The organism is Cyclobacterium plantarum (genome assembly GCF_011290685.1).
Taxonomy (GTDB): Bacteria; Bacteroidota; Bacteroidia; order Cytophagales; family Cyclobacteriaceae; genus Cyclobacterium; species Cyclobacterium plantarum.
Window position 1 is genome coordinate 555,120 of the sequence record NZ_JAANYN010000002.1, and the last position, 17,674, is coordinate 572,793.

Annotated in this window: 17 protein-coding genes; 8 read left to right on the forward strand and 9 right to left on the reverse strand. The window is 44.7% G+C overall.

The annotated features are described in order from the left end of the window. Positions 1-6: 6 nt before the first annotated feature. The 9 genes from G9Q97_RS06395 to G9Q97_RS06435 are packed head-to-tail and all read right to left on the reverse strand — an operon-like array spanning position 7 to position 6,671. Entirely contained in the window at positions 7-2,505 is a 2,499-nt protein-coding gene (locus tag G9Q97_RS06395; RefSeq protein ID WP_166144297.1) for a TraG family conjugative transposon ATPase, read from the reverse strand. Then, complete coding sequence (locus tag G9Q97_RS06400; RefSeq protein WP_163380188.1) at positions 2,477-2,788, reverse strand: DUF4133 domain-containing protein; 312 nt, start codon at positions 2,786-2,788, stop codon at positions 2,477-2,479. The genes G9Q97_RS06395 and G9Q97_RS06400 overlap by 29 nt, the downstream gene beginning before the upstream one ends. Then, positions 2,788-3,093 carry a DUF4134 domain-containing protein gene (locus G9Q97_RS06405; RefSeq protein WP_162344192.1) on the reverse strand — a complete coding sequence of 102 codons (306 nt, stop codon included), beginning with the start codon at positions 3,091-3,093 and terminating at the stop codon, positions 2,788-2,790. The genes G9Q97_RS06400 and G9Q97_RS06405 overlap by 1 nt, the downstream gene beginning before the upstream one ends. 53 nt (positions 3,094-3,146) lie before the next feature. Further along, positions 3,147-3,467 (reverse strand): DUF4134 domain-containing protein, encoded by a 321-nt coding sequence (locus G9Q97_RS06410; protein WP_166144299.1) that lies wholly within the window; start codon positions 3,465-3,467, stop codon positions 3,147-3,149. Between the two features lies 1 nt (position 3,468). Next, the gene (locus tag G9Q97_RS06415; RefSeq protein ID WP_166144301.1) at positions 3,469-3,819 is read right to left on the reverse strand and encodes a hypothetical protein; all 351 of its coding nucleotides are present in this window, start codon (positions 3,817-3,819) and stop codon (positions 3,469-3,471) included. A gap of 1 nt (position 3,820) precedes the next feature. Beyond that, positions 3,821-4,132 carry a hypothetical protein gene (locus G9Q97_RS06420; RefSeq protein WP_246255458.1) on the reverse strand — a complete coding sequence of 104 codons (312 nt, stop codon included), beginning with the start codon at positions 4,130-4,132 and terminating at the stop codon, positions 3,821-3,823. 8 nt (positions 4,133-4,140) lie between these two features. Continuing rightward, on the reverse strand, positions 4,141-4,785 hold the full coding sequence (locus G9Q97_RS06425; protein ID WP_166144303.1) for a ParA family protein: 645 nt from the start codon (positions 4,783-4,785) through the stop codon (positions 4,141-4,143). A gap of 12 nt (positions 4,786-4,797) precedes the next feature. Then, positions 4,798-6,300 carry a relaxase/mobilization nuclease domain-containing protein gene (locus G9Q97_RS06430; RefSeq protein ID WP_166144304.1) on the reverse strand — a complete coding sequence of 501 codons (1,503 nt, stop codon included), beginning with the start codon at positions 6,298-6,300 and terminating at the stop codon, positions 4,798-4,800. Continuing rightward, positions 6,300-6,671, reverse strand: a complete 372-nt coding sequence (locus G9Q97_RS06435) for a plasmid mobilization protein (protein WP_166144305.1) — start codon at positions 6,669-6,671, stop codon at positions 6,300-6,302. The genes G9Q97_RS06430 and G9Q97_RS06435 overlap by 1 nt, the downstream gene beginning before the upstream one ends. Before the next feature lie 415 nt (positions 6,672-7,086). Between G9Q97_RS06435 and G9Q97_RS06440 the strand changes: the two genes are divergently transcribed. The 8 genes from G9Q97_RS06440 to G9Q97_RS06475 all read left to right on the forward strand — a co-directional run bounded on the left by G9Q97_RS06440 (position 7,087) and on the right by G9Q97_RS06475 (position 17,552). Beyond that, complete coding sequence (locus G9Q97_RS06440) at positions 7,087-7,770, forward strand: response regulator transcription factor (protein ID WP_166144306.1); 684 nt, start codon at positions 7,087-7,089, stop codon at positions 7,768-7,770. Continuing rightward, the gene (locus G9Q97_RS06445) at positions 7,767-9,050 is read left to right on the forward strand and encodes a sensor histidine kinase (RefSeq protein WP_166144307.1); all 1,284 of its coding nucleotides are present in this window, start codon (positions 7,767-7,769) and stop codon (positions 9,048-9,050) included. The genes G9Q97_RS06440 and G9Q97_RS06445 overlap by 4 nt, the downstream gene beginning before the upstream one ends. A gap of 87 nt (positions 9,051-9,137) precedes the next feature. Then, entirely contained in the window at positions 9,138-9,866 is a 729-nt protein-coding gene (locus G9Q97_RS06450) for a superoxide dismutase (protein WP_246255460.1), read from the forward strand. 79 nt (positions 9,867-9,945) lie between these two features. Then, positions 9,946-11,295 carry a chromate efflux transporter gene (chrA, locus tag G9Q97_RS06455; protein ID WP_166144308.1) on the forward strand — a complete coding sequence of 450 codons (1,350 nt, stop codon included), beginning with the start codon at positions 9,946-9,948 and terminating at the stop codon, positions 11,293-11,295. 110 nt (positions 11,296-11,405) lie between these two features. Continuing rightward, on the forward strand, positions 11,406-12,779 hold the full coding sequence (locus G9Q97_RS06460; RefSeq protein WP_166144309.1) for a TolC family protein: 1,374 nt from the start codon (positions 11,406-11,408) through the stop codon (positions 12,777-12,779). Between the two features lie 2 nt (positions 12,780-12,781). After that, the gene (locus G9Q97_RS06465; RefSeq protein ID WP_166144310.1) at positions 12,782-15,916 is read left to right on the forward strand and encodes an efflux RND transporter permease subunit; all 3,135 of its coding nucleotides are present in this window, start codon (positions 12,782-12,784) and stop codon (positions 15,914-15,916) included. 44 nt (positions 15,917-15,960) lie between these two features. Beyond that, positions 15,961-17,034, forward strand: coding sequence for an efflux RND transporter periplasmic adaptor subunit (locus tag G9Q97_RS06470; protein WP_166144311.1), 1,074 nt, complete (start codon positions 15,961-15,963; stop codon positions 17,032-17,034). Between the two features lie 11 nt (positions 17,035-17,045). After that, on the forward strand, positions 17,046-17,552 hold the full coding sequence (locus tag G9Q97_RS06475) for a carbohydrate binding family 9 domain-containing protein (RefSeq protein ID WP_166144313.1): 507 nt from the start codon (positions 17,046-17,048) through the stop codon (positions 17,550-17,552). The last annotated feature ends 122 nt before the right edge of the window (positions 17,553-17,674 follow it).

Consider the following 17,674-nt stretch of genomic DNA (forward strand, 5'->3'; position numbering starts at 1 on the left):
ATGGTTTTAAGTGGTTAATTCTTTCTTTTCCCCATAGGGAATTCCGAGTTGGTTGATCAAGGAGAAAAAACGGTTCAGTTCCGCTCCTGAATCTTTGAAATCCGCCACAAAGCGGTCCAGGCCTTCTTCGTAATTGCCATAGTGATCAATGTAGATTTCCATCGCTGCCTTTTCGGGCTTTTCGGTGGTGTAGGTCAGGTATTGGTGAAGGGAAACCTCTACACCGTACACCTCTCCGGTAGCTCCCCTCCGGATATAGACCTCCTTAAACCGGCCTCGACCTTCTGTATTGTCAAACTGGTTGATGGTGAAGATCTTTTTCCTTTCGTGTTCATTGATGGAAAGCAGGGAGGCGATTTCATCATAGTGGTCCTTGAATTTTGACTGATCCAGCAAAACAATGGTATCGGAGTTATTTATAATGCTGTCCTTGACCACGGTATTGCCGATAATATCTCCCAATTCCTGGGTCACCACTATGGCTTCTCCCCAGAATTTCCGGACCGTCTTGTACAGGTAAAGGATATAGGTGGCCATTAGTGGGGAGGCAATGGCTTTCCAGGCCTCTTCGATAATGAGTGCTTTTCGCTGCCTGCTTCTGAAGCGCATCTTTTGGATAAATACATCCATGATGATCAGCGTGACAATCGGAAACAATACCTTATGCTCCTTGATGGAATCTATTTCAAAGACAATAAAGGATTCCCCGAAAAGGGACTGGTCCACCTCTTCATTCAGCAGGCTGCCGTACTCCCCTCCCTTATAAAATTTCTTAAGGACAAACTTGAATTCATCGATGTTGAAATGGATGTTTTCCTTCTGGATCATCTCCGGAATAAATACCAGGGCAAATTCATAAAAGCTGTTAAAACAGAGGCGTGGTTTTTCTGCAGGGGCTTTAAAATAGGATTGGTAATAGGCGGCAATGGTATCGGATATCACATCAGATTCTACCTGTGAAATCTGGCCTTCCGCTGATTTCCAAAGCACAGAGATCAGAGTCAAGAGGGCATCTTTTTTCTCGATGTTGAATTCCTCCCTGCTTATGGCAAAGGGATTGGTGGTAATGGGGTTTTGCTCGGAATAGGTAATGTATTTCCCCCCATAATAGGCACAAAGCCCAAAATAAGAATGACCCGTATCCACAATGACCACATCCATCAGCCACCTGGGTTTCGGGCTTTTGTTGTACATGCAATACTGTTCGATCAAGGCATTCATAAAAAAAGACTTACCCGATCCCGATGGACCCAGGACAAATTTGTTCCGGTTGTTGATCCGGTTGGTTTGCATGGGCAAGTCGGCGGGATCAATCTTTACCGGTATGCCCTGCCGGTCCGTGAGCCTGATTTGAAAATTGCTGACCTCGTCCCGGCTCATGGATTCCTTAAAAAAGAAGCACAATGCCGCATCGGAAGTGGTCAGGAAATAATCATAGGGTTTCAATTCGGCCGTATTGCAGGGCAATGCAGTTCTGAACAATTCCAGTTGGTTGTAGGCATTCTTGGAGGGGATAATTCCCTGCTGAAATAGAGAAGATTCTATGAAATTGGCGGTTCCCTGAATCAGCTCTTTCTCTCCCGACACCAGAATATTGAAATGGGAATTGACCAGCAACTGGTTGTTTCTAGTGATGTCCTCCAACAGTTGGTCAATGTCTTCTACACACATATTGTTGGCGGAATCGGGTATGCCGGAATGTCTTTTCCGTTTCAGTTCCAACTTCCTCTGGGTCATGGCCTGGGGCACGATTTCAATCACCTGATTATAGATAATGGTGTTGAAATGGGGGACTGAAAACAAAAAGCCCATATTGTCAATGGGAAAGCCCTTTAGGGTATCCTTATCGGTCCTGACCTGATGGGTGCTCACCGTTTGGGGAAGGTCAATAGTATCCGTATTGATCAGACTGATGGAGCGAACAGCCGTTTTGCCTATCTCTACCTGCTCATCTCCTGCAAGCAGGTTGTTCAGGCAGAGTTGGTTTTCATGGAAATTCATGGACAGAATCCTTCTGATATACCGGTTGATCTGATTTTTGTTCAAGGAATTTACAGGCAGGTGACTTCGTATAAATAGATCAGCTACCTTGTCAATGGATTGGGTAAAATCATGAAGTTGTTTCTGGCTATAGGTGTAAAAACCTGATTTTGCCCTTCTGGTAATGACCAGAAAAGTTTGGTGGAAAGTAAAGACCCTGCCCCGGAAATGTTCATCGTACTTTCGTTGCAAATATTCCCCGGAAGATTCCGGGTTGAACTGCTTCCTGCTCAGGATATCCTGTTTCTGGATCAGGTAGCCTTCTCCCAATATTTTGATGGCATTGACATAGAGCTGGTGGAAATTGTCATAATTCCCCGGATCAGCAGCATACTGCAAGACGGGGTTTTTAATTTCCAATACCACCCCAAAGTCACCTTTTTCATTGAAAAGGATATCATATCCTTTGCAGTGATCCACTCCAAGATAAGGCAATTTAAAGGGTGTTTTTCTCCGCTTTGGCATGGTGATAATGCTTTAGTTCTGTTGGGGGCAGGAATACCCCCAGGTTTCTTGTTTTGTTATGCAGGCCTTTCTTCTGTTGTTGACTGGTAAAATAAAGGCCTCCTGTAATCGTGCTTATGGTAAGGATTCCTCCAAAAACCATATCGGTAAGGCTTCCAATCAAACCGCCCAGGACCAGGCCCATCACCAGGGAGGTGATGCCCCAACCAATGTATTTTCCCTGAAAACCTTTGTACATCAGGGGTTTTTGAAGCCCTTTGTAGATGGAAAACTGCTTGCCCATCAGACTCCGAAAAAGGCCTTGATGACCACGCTGACCAGGACCATAAACAGGCAGGAACCTCCCCATCCCATCAGTTCTTTGTTGATGTCCTGATCGCCACTATTCCATTTGATATAGACCCTTACACCGCCTATGATGCCGACTACCGCACCGATAACCAGACACAGGGAAGCCACCGGATCCACATAGCCGATTAGCGAAGATTCTGCTGCCGTGATGCCCTGCACTCCCTGTGCTTTTGCCTGGGCCAGTGTAAAGACCGCCAGCCCCACGCTTGCAATTGATTTTTTGCTATTTTTAAACATGATTGAAGGATTTAAATGATTTATTTTTATTGGTTGATTTTAAATATTCGTTTTTAGGATATGGGTACCTGGAAAAGAGCGCTGAGAAAGATTCCCAACACGGAAAGGAAAATACAGGCCCCGAACCAACCGGCTACTTCCATGTCAATGTTTCTCCGGCCCATTTGCCAATTGTTATAGATCCTCAATCCTCCCATCAATCCGAAAAGAGCTCCCAAGACCCGAATCGCAGAGGAAAGGGCTCTGAAGTTTTGGGCCATCAGGCTTTTTCCTTCATTGATCTCCGGAATTCCGGGAGGTGTTTGTGCCATGGACACCGTAATTCCTACCAGGAAAAACAGGGTGACTGCCAGGATAAGATAGGAGGTCTTCATATTAGTAAACCAGGTGTTTTTTGACTTCTATCGTTTCGTTTTGAGCCAGCCTAAACAGTTCTGCCATACTACTGACCCCACCGGTGGAAACATTGGTATTTTCCCGGTAAAGTCGCCATTGGTCGCTGTCTTTTGGTTTCGCCTTCCCCACCCCATAAGCGGAATGGTGGTCATCCTGATCCTCCTCCTCCCCGATAATCCTTGTCGGGGCTTCCTCTGGTAGTTCCAGGATTTCATCTCCTCCGATCAGCAATTCATCGTTTTGAGGTTTCAGCAGATCCAGGACCACCAATACCCCGTAGTACAGCAGGTAGCCGGATGCCAGGTATTTGATAAATTCAGTCCATCCCATGTCATAGTTTTTTAAATGATTCGCGGATCTCCTCTATCAGTTCCGGATGATCCTGAAAAAAACGCGTCAGCAGGAAATTGATAAACCGGGTCACGTCTACGGAAAATACCGGATACAACACCTTTAGAATCTCCTCGTGCCGCTCGTCGATTTTTATCAGTCGCTTTTTACTCCCTTCAATTCTCAAGTCTCTGACATTTTCCAATTGATGGAATATTTCCTTGTCATGGTTGAGCGGGGCCCTTTTGGTCAGCTTTCTCATCTTTCCGCTGGCAGGTTTTGGCGAAGTCCTATCCGGACGGAAATTGCTCATTAGGTTTTTTATGTATTCGTCTTGTGCCATGCCGGGTCGATGTATTCGTTGTAAATGGACTCAAAAACCGGCTCGATCACCTCAATGATGTTGGCCGGTATGTCATAGGTCGTGATGCGTTGGAAATCTATCCGCTCGGTGATGCTGTTGGTGACCACCCCGAAATTTTTCAGGGCCTCCTGAACCGATTTCATGGTTTCATATTTGACACTGCTCCGCACCCGGTTGGGAATAAAAATGATTTTAGCCTTTGGATTGATCTTCAGGATCACAAAGGAAAATTCGATGGTAGAAGAAACGGAGTACTCGTCGTAGCTGAAGGGACAGAGGATCAAGTCTGATTTCCGAAACACCGGAACCAGTTCGTCGTCATCCATTTTACCAGCCAGGTCAATGATGCTTACATGGTTTTCTTCTTTAGAAGCCTTTTTTTGAATGGATGTAAACTGGGAAAGTTCGGCAGCTTCTACCGGATACAGCGGTTCGTTTTCAATCACCTCCGCAGCCTGCGCTTTGTTGTAAAGGGATCGCTGAAAGTCCATGTCATAGACTTTTACCGGTTTGTTTTTGGCCAGGGAGAGGTAATTGGAAAAAAGGACTGACAGGGTGCTTTTTCCGACTCCTCCTTTTTGGTTTGCGAATAGGATAATCATATGCATTGGTTTTTATCTGATGCTTCTTTTTTTGTTGTCTTTCTCTTTGTTCCTTCTCCTGCCATGCAAGGCCTCATCGTCCACATCTTGATGGATGTCCAGGTTGATGTTGGATATCGGGTTTGCTGTCTCCCGGTCAGGTTCGACCTGATCATTTGCCTGGGATTCTGAAGCAGGGATTTCTTTCTCCGGATGTACCGGCACCAGTGCTCTGGATGCTGCGCCGGTTCTGGTCAATGGGCTTTGTTCTATTTCATTCCGCTCCGGAACATTCCAGAGGCGGGCAAAGCGATCGTATTCCCTGTTCATGAGAATGGCTTCCAAGCTAATAAAAAACCGCTCCCGGGTATCCAGCAGGTACAGGTGCTTTTCGTTTACCAGGAGATGCAATCCGTATTCTTCCAGACCCTTCTGAACCTGGTGATAGTCTTCCAATACCGAAAGCAATTTTAGCCGGTAGGCGGCCTCCCTGGGGAGTCGTTTGAACCGGAATACCGTATCCCTGGTCCCGGTAATATCTTCATAAGCAGTCTTATCTGCCTGGAAAGCGAAATTAATGACCTTAACGGCATCCCTTGTTTCTTCCTTTGTCAGGTTTTTGAGTGGAAAAACTTCACTTCCTTTCATGATGATTTTTCTGTTATGGTCGATGATGGTATAGCCATAGGGGGTTTTCCCATCCTTACCGTGAAAAATCAGCTCCACTCCGAATTTTTCTTTCAGAAAGTCCGCCATTTCAGAACGGTATCCAGTTGGTTTTCCCAAGCGGTTGCCCTTCGACGGTTCAAATACAGGGACAGGGACGCTATGGTACACCTTTCTGTATTTGTCAAATAAGGCATGTAGCTGCTTTATTCTTGCTTTATCCGGGGAATAGGAATTGGTTTTGGCATTTAATTGCTTGAGCGAAAGTTTTCCCTGCAACATGCCAAATTTGTACAGAGCCAGGTTGCCCTCTTTTTCATTGAGGCTGTAACCCTGAGTTTCCAGGTATAGCTTGGCCTGGCTGGTGGTGGAAAAGGAAAACGAATTTAGCTTCTCCAGCACCTTGTGGCACTCCTGGCCCGGGTTTCGATCCATGATCTCCAACATGCATTTTTGCGCCCTGATCCTTTCCATGCTGTCGTTGATTTTTTTTCCATCGTTCCCGATTCTGGAGGAGACCATATGGACATGGTTGTTTTTTGTATCCCCGTGAAAGACGATCAGGTAGGGATTGGTGCCATAGCCCATTTTATGCAGCCACTTTTCTGCTATGTCCGTAAGCTCCTTTTTGTCAAATTCCCTGCCTTTGCAGGAAATTACGACATGGAACTGTTGGTTTTTCACCCGGGAGTTGCGATTGGAGTGGACTTTCAGATAGGTTTTCATTTCATCCGGAGTCACTTTAGAGGCCGATTGCAGGTAACCGAAATTCCTGAATTTCATCAACTCCCCCTTGGCAGACTGGGTCTTGTTGGTATTGTAGGACACCCCATTGAAGGTATTGGTCGATGATAGGATTTTGACGGTCATCAGCTGATGGATTTATAGATTTTTCGGAAAGTCCGGTTCATGTCCTCCTGAAAGTCCAGGTACCGGGCAAGGAGGCTGTTGAATTGAGCAAATACCTTGGTGTCCAGGTGGGAATACTGATTGGCATGCTTGGCCAGTTGGTTGATATTGTTATTGACCCGCCCCTGCTCTGCAGCCAGCTCATTCAGCGTTTGCAGTAATTTATCCGTCTTGATAATGGAAGCATCCCCCTGTATTTTTCGGATCAGGTTTCTCAGCGTATCGCTTCTGGAAATTCCCGCACTTTTGGAGAATTCATCCAGGAATTTCGCTTCCTGGTCATTGAGCCGGAAGGTGATTTTGTGTTTTCTGTTTTCCTGGGGATCCTTCATGATTATGGGGTAGCCTGGTACTTGCCAGGTTTTGTTTGATCCAAAGAGAAGGAGAAAAAAAATGGGATAAAATACGTAAAAAGCTATATTTTAGCGGTATACGTGAGTATGCGTATATGGGAGTTCATCAAATCCCTGCTAGACATTTAATCAATTTTCAGAAAGATAACCTATAAAGCCACACAGTAGCTGAAAAAAAAATCTCTATAAAAACAATCAACAGGAACAACCCGAAAGGTTTAAATATCCAGCCAAAAAGGGAACTTATATAAATTTATAGTACGATCCCATATTTCTACAGATTAATATTACTATTTTGATTTTATGAAATCGAGCATGACGAGAACGGCACACACTGGGATGATTGTAAATCAAGCGAGATTCCATGTGTCAACTGAAATACCAAAACAAACACATGAAATTATTAATCGTTGAAGACAATCAAGAACTTTTGCATAGCCTTGAGGATTTTGCTTCCAAAGAAGGGTTTATCTACGATTCTGCTGCTGGCTTAACAGATGCAATCGATCGAATTGCACTCTTTGAATACGATTGTATCATATTGGACATTAACCTTCCTGATGGAAGCGGGTTTGACCTTCTGAAAACACTTTATTTTAAAGGCAAAACCAACGGTGTAATCATTCTCTCAGCCAGGGATTCGCTGGATGATAAACTGAAAGGGCTGGAACTCGGAGCCGATGACTACCTCACAAAGCCCTTTTACTTTTCCGAACTTAATGCACGGATAAAAGCTGTTATCCGTAGAAAACAATTCAAAACCAATAAAATTGTAAACTTTGCGAATTTGATTATTGAACCGGATCAGTATTTGGTCTGGACAGAAGACCTAGAGAACCCTATTTCTTTAACAAAAAAAGAATACGCTATTCTAACACACCTGATCAATAATCATAAACGTGTGATATCTAAAGTTTCGTTGGCCGAATACATCTGGGGTGACTTTGTGGATGAAGCACAAAGTTTTGATTTTCTTTTTTCCCAAATCAGAAACCTTAAAAGGAAGTTAAAAAATGCCGGGGCAAACGTAGAAATTACCAATATTTACGGTGTGGGGTATCAAATCAAATCAAGATGAAACTACTTACTTACACTTCACGCCTCCAATTGATTTTTTTACTGGCGATATTCGCCATTTTTTCTGTCCTGTTTTATTTGATTTTGAGTTGGATGGTCCTTCAAAATGTAGATGAAGTTTTGTTCAACCGGAAAATTAACCTATTGGCATATCTAAATCAAAAACCTGATGCACCATTTAAAGGGGATAACCCACTTGATGATTTCACCTTTTACGCAGTAGAGGAGTCCGAATTTCAAGAAAAACATGAATTGTACAAGGATACACTTATTTACGAACCTGTAGATGATGAACTTGATGAATACAGAAAACTCACGACATATGTGAGATTGCATGGCGACTTTTACCGCTTGGAAATTGTAAAACCGCACCTGGAAGGGGAAGAAATGATAGCCACCATTGCGATAACATTAGGGGGCCTTTTCCTGGTATTGACCATTTCCTTTTACTTTTCTCAAAGAATAATATCACGGAATATCTGGAAACCTTTTTTCAGTTTATTGGAACAACTACGCCAATTTCGATTTGATACACAAAAAATACCTCAATTCCCAAAAACTTCCATTGACGAATTCAATAAATTAAGTGAATCCCTCCATGAATTGGTTCAAAAAAACACTGTCGTTTTTAATAGTCAGAAGCAGTTTATTGAGAATGCATCCCATGAAATGCAGACCCCCCTTTCTGTCATCCAAGTAAGGCTGGAAGAGCTCATAGGTCAGGCAGGTCTAACTAAAGAACAGTCCAGAATCATCGAAGGGATAATACATTCCACCCAACGTCTCAAAAAATTGAATAAAACACTCCTGCTTTTATCGAAAATTGAAAACAGGCAATTCCTATTTGATGAAAAAGTGGATCTGTCGGAAATAATCGATCAATCAATGGAGTATTTTGAGGAACTAAAGGAGGGAAAGAATATTTCACTTACGATCAATATAAAAAGTAAAATACCTATAAAGGGAAATATTTCACTTACAGAGATTTTGGTCCAGAATTTACTGAAGAACGCCTTTGTTCACAACGAGGCCAATGGTAGAGTTACCATCAATTTGGAATCCGATAAGCTAACCATTATGAATACTGGGGAAAGAACAGAATACAATAACCAATCGCTTGATAGGGATAGATTATTCAGTCGTTTTTATAAAAAATCCAGGAATCCGGATACCTGGGGACTGGGGTTGGCCATTGCCCTCAAAATTGCAGAAACCAGCAGTTGGGAGCTTCATTATCGCGAAGAGTCGGGACAACACGTTTTTGAAGTGAATTTCAGGTAACCGGACTATCTTCCCAAATTTCTACAGATTTGATTCTTTTCTTTGACGGAAAGATAAATGTAGTATCACGCAATCAAAATTCCCTTAATGATGAACAGAAAGGATTTTATTAGGAACTCAGTAATCATAGGTGGCGCAACTATTCTGCCCATCAACAATGTTTTTTCACAGAATGTGTCAGAAAATGGCATGGATGAATTGGTGGACAGCAATGGCAGTTTCATCCATAAGCCGCTTCCATATAACAAAACCTTCCTAGAACCATACATGGATGAAGAAACCCTGCACCTGCATCATGAATTCCATCATGGAGGAGCAGTAAAAGGGGCGAATAAAGACCTGGAAAACATCAAAAAACATCTTCAATCAGAGGAAATGGATCAGGTGGACTTGTGGACACGAAAGTTGGCTTATCACTTTTCAAGTCATGTTCTGCATTCGATTTTCTGGACGAACCTGACCAATAAAAAGACAGAACCCAAAGCAGAACTTTTAAAACAAATTGAACAAGACTTTGGCTCTTTTGATAACCTGAAAGCATACATCTCCAAAATTTCCAAATCTGTAGAAGGGAGTGGCTGGGGAATATTGGGCTATCAGCCCTACTCACAATCCCTCACTTTACTGCAATGCGAAAACCACCAGAAGCTCACGCAGTGGGGTGTGGTTCCCCTGTTGGTCATTGATGTATGGGAACATGCTTATTACCTGAAATACAAAAACAAGAGGGCAGAATTTGTCGACACTGTATTGGAAATTATCAATTGGGACAATGTGGCAGAACGGTTTGTAACAGCTAAAAAATTACACGGATAACTTTTGTTGGAATATAGAACTAAGACCACATGACCTCTCCTCTGTTACCACCAGTATATTCAGCATATATAGATAATATATGATCGATAAACAGGTCTCCTATAAAGAAGCCCTAAAAGTGTGGGTTAAAGTTGCCATCTACAGTTTTGGAGGCCCGGCCGGTCAAATTGCCGTGATGCACAAAATATTGGTAGAAGAAAAAAAATGGATCAGCGAGAACCGTTTCTTACATGCATTGAATTATTGCATGTTATTGCCGGGCCCTGAAGCACAACAACTGGCCACTTACATCGGTTGGCTATTGCACAAGACCAAAGGAGGATTGGTTGCTGGATTACTGTTTATCCTGCCGGGATTCATCTCCATTCTGATCCTGAGTATTCTTTATGCAGCCTACAGGGACGTAGGAATCGTTGAAGCCATATTTTTTGGTATAAAGCCAGCAGTGCTGGCCATCGTTATTGGTGCGGTCATCAAAATAGGTAAAAGGGCGCTAAAAAATGAAGTGATGATAATAATGGCTGCACTGGCATTTGTGGCCATATTTTTCTTCGAGGTGGATTTTCCTTACATCATTATTGTGGCAGGGCTGACCGGTTTTATTGGTGGCAGAATTTGGGAAGAAAAATTTCATGTAATAAAAGGACATGAGGCCAAATCGGATCAGGAGAATAATTATTTCATTGACAGTTATATTCAGCCCGTTAAGCCTTCAATAAAGAAAACAGTCAAAACAGTTTTGCTGTTCATAACCTTATGGGCACTGCCGTTAGTACTGATCGCCCTGTGGATAGGAACAGAAAATATTTTCTTTTCGGAAGGCCTGTTTTTCAGCAAAACGGCTGTGGTCACCTTTGGTGGTGCCTATGCAGTGTTGGCTTATATAGCCCAGAAAGCTGTGGAGGATTACGGCTGGCTCAAAAGTGGGGAAATGCTTGACGGATTGGGCATGGCAGAATCCACCCCCGGGCCGCTCATTCAGGTTGTGCAATTTGTCGGGTTTATGGGAGCTTATCGTTTATCTGGTACGATGGATCCACTTCTGGCCGGAATCTTAGCTTCCTTTCTGGTAACCTGGACTACTTTTGTGCCTTGCTTCCTGTTTATATTTACCGGAGCTCCCTATATTGAGTATTTAAGAGGCAATAAAAACGTCACTACTGCCTTGTCCGGAATTACGGCTGCTGTTGTAGGAGTCGTGCTCAACCTTGGCGTGTGGTTCGCTATCTATACACTTTTTGGAGAAGTAAACGAAAGCCATTCTCTGGGGATTAGGTGGATAATACCTGAGTGGGCTACAATTAACATTCCTTCATTGGTGATTGGACTTATTGCTGCATTTGTTTATTTCATCCTGAAATGGGACATGCTGAAAACAATCCTGGTCAGTATAATATGCGGCATCCTGTATTATTTCACCTTTTCATAATATAAGTCCCTCCCCACTTCCTTCTCCCCATTTCCCCGCTTCCAACTCCATTCCCATATTTCTACAGAATCGCATCATAGGTTTGTGATAATTAATGACAAAATTGAAAAATGGTTCGAATATTCAAGATCCCCCTGCTAGTAGCCATCATTACCTTTGCCTGGACGAATGTACATTCCCAGACCCAGGTTCCTATAAAACAGCTACTGGAAACAGCCACAAAAAACTACCCCGCAATTCTTGCCGCAGAGGCACAAAAGGAGGCATTCGGAGAAAGGGTCAAATCCACCAGGCGTACAATTATACCCGATATTAATGCTTCTGTCCAGGCCAACTATTCGACTTATAACAACCTCACCGGAATGTTTTATCCTGAATACATTTTACCGGTGAGCGGTCCCCCATCTACTGAGAATCTCAACAATATGGTCTGGGGTTCGGCTGCCGGTTTGCTCATGAAATGGGAGCCTTACACCTTCGGACGCAGAGGCAATGAGATAAAAGCAGCCGAAAGCACCTATGAGGCCGGGGTGGCCATGAAAAGCCTTACGCTATTGGAACATAACGTGCAATTATCTAGCACCTACCTGGATTACCTCCTCGCCCTTCAAATCCTGGATGTACTGGAAAGCGATCGGAAAAGAGCCGAAGCAAATTACGAACAAGCCGTAAGCCTGGCTACTTCCGGATTGGTTTCGGGGGTGGATACGGCACGTTTTCATACCGAACTATCCAAGACGAAAATTAAGATCCTGCAACAACAAAATATCCTTCATGAATATAAAGCAACATTGTCGGAATTGGTTGCGGCTGATTTACCTGAAAACCTGGTGGATTCGACCTTTTTTAGAATATTGCCACAGTTATTAGGAGATACAGAAATGATCCATCCGAGAGAACAGTTGGCTATAGCCGAGTGGAAAACATCACAATTCCAATATAAAGCGGAGAAACTAAGCTGGCTGCCCACCCTAAGTGTATTGGGTACTGCTTATGGTCGTGGTTCCGGTGTGCAGCTCAGCAACAACGGCACCACCTTTGTCGATAACCCGTCTGACGGATTTAATATCAACCGGTTCAATTATGGCATTGGTGTACAACTTGCCATACCGCTGACCCAGATCAGCCGCTATCAAACCCAGTGGAAAGCAAAGGAACTGGAAGCTGAAGCCGATAAACAGAAACTGGAAGAAGTTCGCCTGGCCCTCAACAAGCAAAAGTCCGTTGCTGATAACACATTAATCACTGCACTGGCCATTGCCGGGGAAACACCTGTACAATTCCAGGATGCCCGTTATGCGTATGAAGCCATACAATCCCAGTACCAGGCAGGGCTGATAACCTTTACGGAGCTGATTGAAGCCCGGAATGAGCTGGTAACAGCAGAAATCGAACTTCGAAGATCCTATTGGGAAGCCTGGAAAGCATTACTGTATGTAGCCGCCATAAATGGTAACCTGGAAATCTTTTTAAACCAATTGTAGAGATGATCAAACTAATAATATCTGCTTTAAGGAAACCTTTAACGGTTATGGTAGCTCTTTTGGCTATCGTGTTTTTTGCTGTGCTGGCTATCCGGAACATGTCGGTCGATATATTCCCGAAGCTGGGTACACCCACTATATATGTGGCTCAAACGTATGGAGGTTTGGCTCCCAACCAAATAGAGGGTTTTATGACCTCCTACTACGAATATCATTTCCTTTACATTAATGGGATTAAGGAGGTGGAAAGCAAAACAATCCAGGGTGTATCCCTGATGAAGCTCACCTTTCATGAAGGAACCGATATGTCTCAGGCCCTGGCGGAAGTAGTGGCCCAGGTCAACCGGTCCAGGGCATTTATGCCTCCGGGTACCGTACCCCCTTTTATTACCCGGTTTGACGGAGGAGGCGCACCGGTAGGCCAATTGGTTTTTAGCAGTGAAACCCGGTCCTTGGGTGAAATACAAGATCTGGCGCTTTTTAAAGTACGCCCCAAATTTGCTTCTATCCCGGGCGTGTCAGCTCCTCCTCCCTTTGGCGGAAACCAGCGTACGGTGCTCATCAAGGCAGACCCTTCCAAGCTGCGTAGTTACAACATCAGCCCGGATGAACTGGTTATGGCCATTGCCAAAGGCAACACCATATCTCCCTCCGGCAACATCCGGACAGCGGACAAACTCTTGATCGCAAATCAGAATACGGTGGTTAGTGATATTCAGGAACTGGCCAATATTCCCTTGAAGAAAGGGTCCGGTCCAGCAGTATATGTAAGGGATGTGGCCGAAGTACAAAATGGATCTGATGTAGCATCAGGCTATGCTCTGATCAATGGCAGCCGTTCGGTGTATATTCCTGTAACCAAACGGGCGAGCGCCTCCACTTGGGATGTCGTCAAGCGCATAAAGGCAAGCCTGCCGGAAATGCAGGCGGCTGTGCCGGATGACATCAAAGTAAGTTATGAATTTGATCAGTCGGGTTACGTGATCAACTCCCTGAAAACCCTGTCCTTTGAAGGGGTATTGGGAGCAGTGCTTACCGGCTTAATGGTATTGCTGTTCCTGGGTGACAGGCGCAGTGCACTCATTGTGGTTCTCACCATACCGCTTGCCATATTATCGGCAGTAGTGTGCCTCTATCTGACCGGACAGACAATCAATATCATGACATTAGGCGGACTGGCACTGGCGATAGGTATTCTCGTAGATGAATCGACTGTGACGATTGAAAATATCCACCGGCATCAGGAAATGGGCAAGACGAAGGCCCGGGCCATTCTGGATGCCTGCAAAGAAATTGCCTTGCCCAAACTCCTCATCCTGATCAGCATCCTTGCCGTATTTGTCCCGTCCTTTTTTATGAGCGGCACGCCCCGGGCCATGTTCTTACCGCTTACGCTGGCGGTAGGTTTTGCCATGATCGCCTCTTTTCTGCTTTCTCAAACCATGGTACCCATTCTTTCCAATTGGTTTTTGAAAGATCATGTTCCTAAAAACGAAGATGGAAAGTTTCAACGGTTTAGAAACCGGGTAACAGGATATACAAAAGGTATCACAAACATGGGCGGATGGGCCATCGGTATTTACCTGGTAGTCATTATTGCTATGCTTGCGTCCGTTTGGCAGTCTACCGGCACAGAGATATTTCCAAAAGTAAACTCCGGACAGTTGCAAGTCCGGTTAAGGATGCCCGATGGCACCCGTATCGAAAACACTGAAGAGAAAACAAAAAAATTCCTGGAGGTAGTAGACGAGGTGGTGGGTAGAGAAAATGTAGAGATCACTTCAGCATTTGTCGGCATCCAGCCTCCGAGCTACCCGGTCAATACTATTTTTCTATGGACAAGTGGTCCGCATGAGGCAGTTGTCAAGATCAAGCTGAAAGAAACAGGACAAGACTTGGACGTCCTCAAAGAAACCCTCAGGAAAAGCATAGCGGAAACCATACCTGAAATGCGCCTCTCTTTCGAACCTGCTGACCTGGTAGACCAGGTGATGAGCCAGGGGGCCAATACATCGGTGGAAATTGCCGTGCAGGGTAAAAACCTTGTTGAATCACGAAAATTTGCTGAAGAAATAAAGAACAGAATAGAAGGGTTATCTTTTATGCGGGATGTACAGTTTGGCATTCCGTTGAACTATCCTTCCATTGACCTGGAGTACGACCGTGTACGTGCCGGCCAGTTGGGCCTTACCATTGAAGACATCAGCCGGTCGGTAACGGCCTCCACTTCTTCCAGCCGTTTCACCCAGCCCAATTACTGGCTGGATGCCGGATCGGGTAATGCTTATCAAGTGCAGGTAGAGTTTCCACAATATATGGTAGATCAACCCGGTGATATCGAAAAGGTGCCGCTTAAATCGGAAAATGGAAAAACCGTCTATGTGGGTGACGTGAGCAAATGGAAACCGGCTACCGTGATTGGGGAATACGACCGCCTTAACCAGCAACGGTTCATCACCATCACAGGAAACCTGCATAACAAAGACCTGGGAAGCGCCATTAAAACCCTACGTAATGAGGTGAATGCAATGGGTGAACCACCTGCCGGGATGAGTGTTAAATTCAGAGGACTCGCAGAACCTCTCACCCAAACCTTTGATGAACTGAGCACCGGCCTTTTGCTGGCAGTAGCTGTAATATTTCTGCTACTGGCAGCCAGCTTTCAGTCGTTCCGGCTTTCCTTCGCAGTGCTATCTACTGTTCCTGCCGTCATAGCCGGATCCTTCCTTCTTATCTGGATAAGTGGGAACACGCTCAATATTCAATCTTTCATGGGCAGTATCATGGCCATAGGGGTGGCGGTGGCCAATGCCATTTTATTTGTCACCATAGCCGAGCAATATCGGAAAGATCAAAGACAAAACCCACACCTGGAAGGAATAAAGGATCGGTTGAGACCCATACTCATGACCAGCATTGCCATGATAGCTGGTATGACTCCTATGGCGCTTGGACTGGGCGAGGGAGGCGAGCAAACCGCCCCACTGGGGATAGCCGTGATTGGCGGGTTGCTGTTTTCCGTGTTTGCCACCGTGTTCATCCTGCCTTCCGTTTACTGGCAACTTACGGGAAGAAAACACTATAAGAGCATATCACTCGATCCGGACGATGAGCAGAGCGCCTATTTTGGACAGTAGTAAAATTTACATGAAACCAGAAAAAACAGTAAAGTTTAAACATAATGAGAAAATACATCCTACCAATTTTATATATGGCCATTGTTTCTGGCTGTTCGAATAAAGCTGAAAACAGCAACATGGAAAGCAAAGGTGGGCCGGCAAAAAAAGCGGAAATAATAACAGTGAGTTACGAAAATGCCCCACAGGCCCTGACACTCCCGGCAGAGTTGCATGCTTTTGAAAAGGCCGGGCTGAATGCCAGGGTGCAGGGATATGTAAGCGAGGTGCTGGTGGATATTGGTGATAAAGTAAAAAAAGGAGCAGCCCTGATAAAAATAGAAGCACCGGAAGTAAAGGCAGCTTATGCTGAAGCCCGTAGCGAGGTAGAGTCTGCCAGAGCAGATTATTTGAGCAGCAAAGATGTCTTTGAGCGGTTGGTGAAAGCCTCCGGAAAGCCTGGTACGGTTTCAGAATCCGACCTGATCAAAGCAAAGAACAAAGCTATGGCTGACAGCACCCGGCTGGTGGCAGCAGATTATACCGCCAGGGCAAAGCAACAATTGCTGGATTATCTTACCATCCGGGCACCTTTCAACGGAGTGATCACCCAAAGGAATACCGATCCGGGAAATCTTGTCGGAGGAAATAATGGTGTCCCTTTGTTGGTGATCGAAAACAATCAAAAATTGCGGTTAAAGGTACCGGTGCCGGAAGCCTTGACCGGAAGTTCTGTGGCGGAGAACGCTGTGACATTTAAAGTAGAGCCATTTCCCGCGACATTGTTCAATGCAGATTTTTACCGGAGAGCCAGAAGCATCGATCCGGACACCCGCACAGAGATGTGGGAATTTATCGTGCACAATCAAAAAGGTGAGTTGAATGCAGGGCTTTTTGCAGAAATACAATTACATATTCAGCGTACTGGTGGAAGTATGTGGGTACCTCAAAGTGCTGTATTGACCACCCTCCGTAGAAAAGCTGTGGGAAAGGTGGTAGAGGGTAAGCTGAAATGGGTAGAAGTAAAAACAGGCATGAAAAACGAAAGTACGGTTGAGGTGTTTGGCGCGCTTGATGCCGGGGATCACATCCTCTTGCAGCCCAATGAAGAAATGACAGAGGGAATGCCTATCAACTAACTTCCGTTTGTATGGGCCGTTTCTTTATCACGTTTCTGGCTTGGGCCATTTGCTATGCTACTTGCAAAGCCCAAACAAGTAAACCGGATACGATTTACGCAGAGTACGTTCAGGAAGAAATTCAGCTTGATGGCAAGCCGGATGAAGCAGTATGGAAGCGAGCCGTACATATCAACAATTTCACACAGCGGGAATTGAACATTGGTGAACCGGCTACCGAAAGAACAGAAGTTGCGATTCTATATACTGCCAAAACCCTGTACATCGGGTTTTGGGGATATGACAGGAATCCTCAAAAGATAATAGCCCGCGAGATGAAAAGAGACTTTGACTGGGGAGGAGAAGACAATTTTGAGGTGATCATTGATACCTACAATGACGACCGCAACGGATTCCTGTTTGCTATCAATCCCAATGCGGCAAGAGCGGATGCGCAGGTTCTCAATAACGGTGAATCTTTTAATAAATTCTGGAATGGCGTTTGGGATGCCAAAACCACTATTACCGATGAAGGCTGATTTGCAGAAATAACCATCCCTTTTTCCACTTTAAAATTCCCCACTGATTCACAGGAGCAGATATGGGGCATCAACTTTGAGCGGAATATTCGCAGAAAGCGTGAGCAACTGCTTTGGCAGGG

What these genes read in the sequence shown, in the direction of transcription:
- G9Q97_RS06395 (WP_166144297.1), bottom strand. Translation starts at nt 2,505, where the DNA reads ATGCCAAAGCGGAGAAAAACACCCTTTAAATTGCCTTATCTTGGAGTG.
- G9Q97_RS06400 (WP_163380188.1), bottom strand. Translation starts at nt 2,788, where the DNA reads ATGGGCAAGCAGTTTTCCATCTACAAAGGGCTTCAAAAACCCCTGATG.
- G9Q97_RS06405 (WP_162344192.1), bottom strand. Translation starts at nt 3,093, where the DNA reads ATGTTTAAAAATAGCAAAAAATCAATTGCAAGCGTGGGGCTGGCGGTC.
- G9Q97_RS06410 (WP_166144299.1), bottom strand. Translation starts at nt 3,467, where the DNA reads ATGAAGACCTCCTATCTTATCCTGGCAGTCACCCTGTTTTTCCTGGTA.
- G9Q97_RS06415 (WP_166144301.1), bottom strand. Translation starts at nt 3,819, where the DNA reads ATGGGATGGACTGAATTTATCAAATACCTGGCATCCGGCTACCTGCTG.
- G9Q97_RS06420 (WP_246255458.1), bottom strand. Translation starts at nt 4,132, where the DNA reads ATGAGCAATTTCCGTCCGGATAGGACTTCGCCAAAACCTGCCAGCGGA.
- G9Q97_RS06425 (WP_166144303.1), bottom strand. Translation starts at nt 4,785, where the DNA reads ATGATTATCCTATTCGCAAACCAAAAAGGAGGAGTCGGAAAAAGCACC.
- G9Q97_RS06430 (WP_166144304.1), bottom strand. Translation starts at nt 6,300, where the DNA reads ATGACCGTCAAAATCCTATCATCGACCAATACCTTCAATGGGGTGTCC.
- G9Q97_RS06435 (WP_166144305.1), bottom strand. Translation starts at nt 6,671, where the DNA reads ATGAAGGATCCCCAGGAAAACAGAAAACACAAAATCACCTTCCGGCTC.
- G9Q97_RS06440 (WP_166144306.1), top strand. Translation starts at nt 7,087, where the DNA reads ATGAAATTATTAATCGTTGAAGACAATCAAGAACTTTTGCATAGCCTT.
- G9Q97_RS06445 (WP_166144307.1), top strand. Translation starts at nt 7,767, where the DNA reads ATGAAACTACTTACTTACACTTCACGCCTCCAATTGATTTTTTTACTG.
- G9Q97_RS06450 (WP_246255460.1), top strand. Translation starts at nt 9,138, where the DNA reads ATGATGAACAGAAAGGATTTTATTAGGAACTCAGTAATCATAGGTGGC.
- chrA (WP_166144308.1), top strand. Translation starts at nt 9,946, where the DNA reads ATGATCGATAAACAGGTCTCCTATAAAGAAGCCCTAAAAGTGTGGGTT.
- G9Q97_RS06460 (WP_166144309.1), top strand. Translation starts at nt 11,406, where the DNA reads ATGGTTCGAATATTCAAGATCCCCCTGCTAGTAGCCATCATTACCTTT.
- G9Q97_RS06465 (WP_166144310.1), top strand. Translation starts at nt 12,782, where the DNA reads ATGATCAAACTAATAATATCTGCTTTAAGGAAACCTTTAACGGTTATG.
- G9Q97_RS06470 (WP_166144311.1), top strand. Translation starts at nt 15,961, where the DNA reads ATGAGAAAATACATCCTACCAATTTTATATATGGCCATTGTTTCTGGC.
- G9Q97_RS06475 (WP_166144313.1), top strand. Translation starts at nt 17,046, where the DNA reads ATGGGCCGTTTCTTTATCACGTTTCTGGCTTGGGCCATTTGCTATGCT.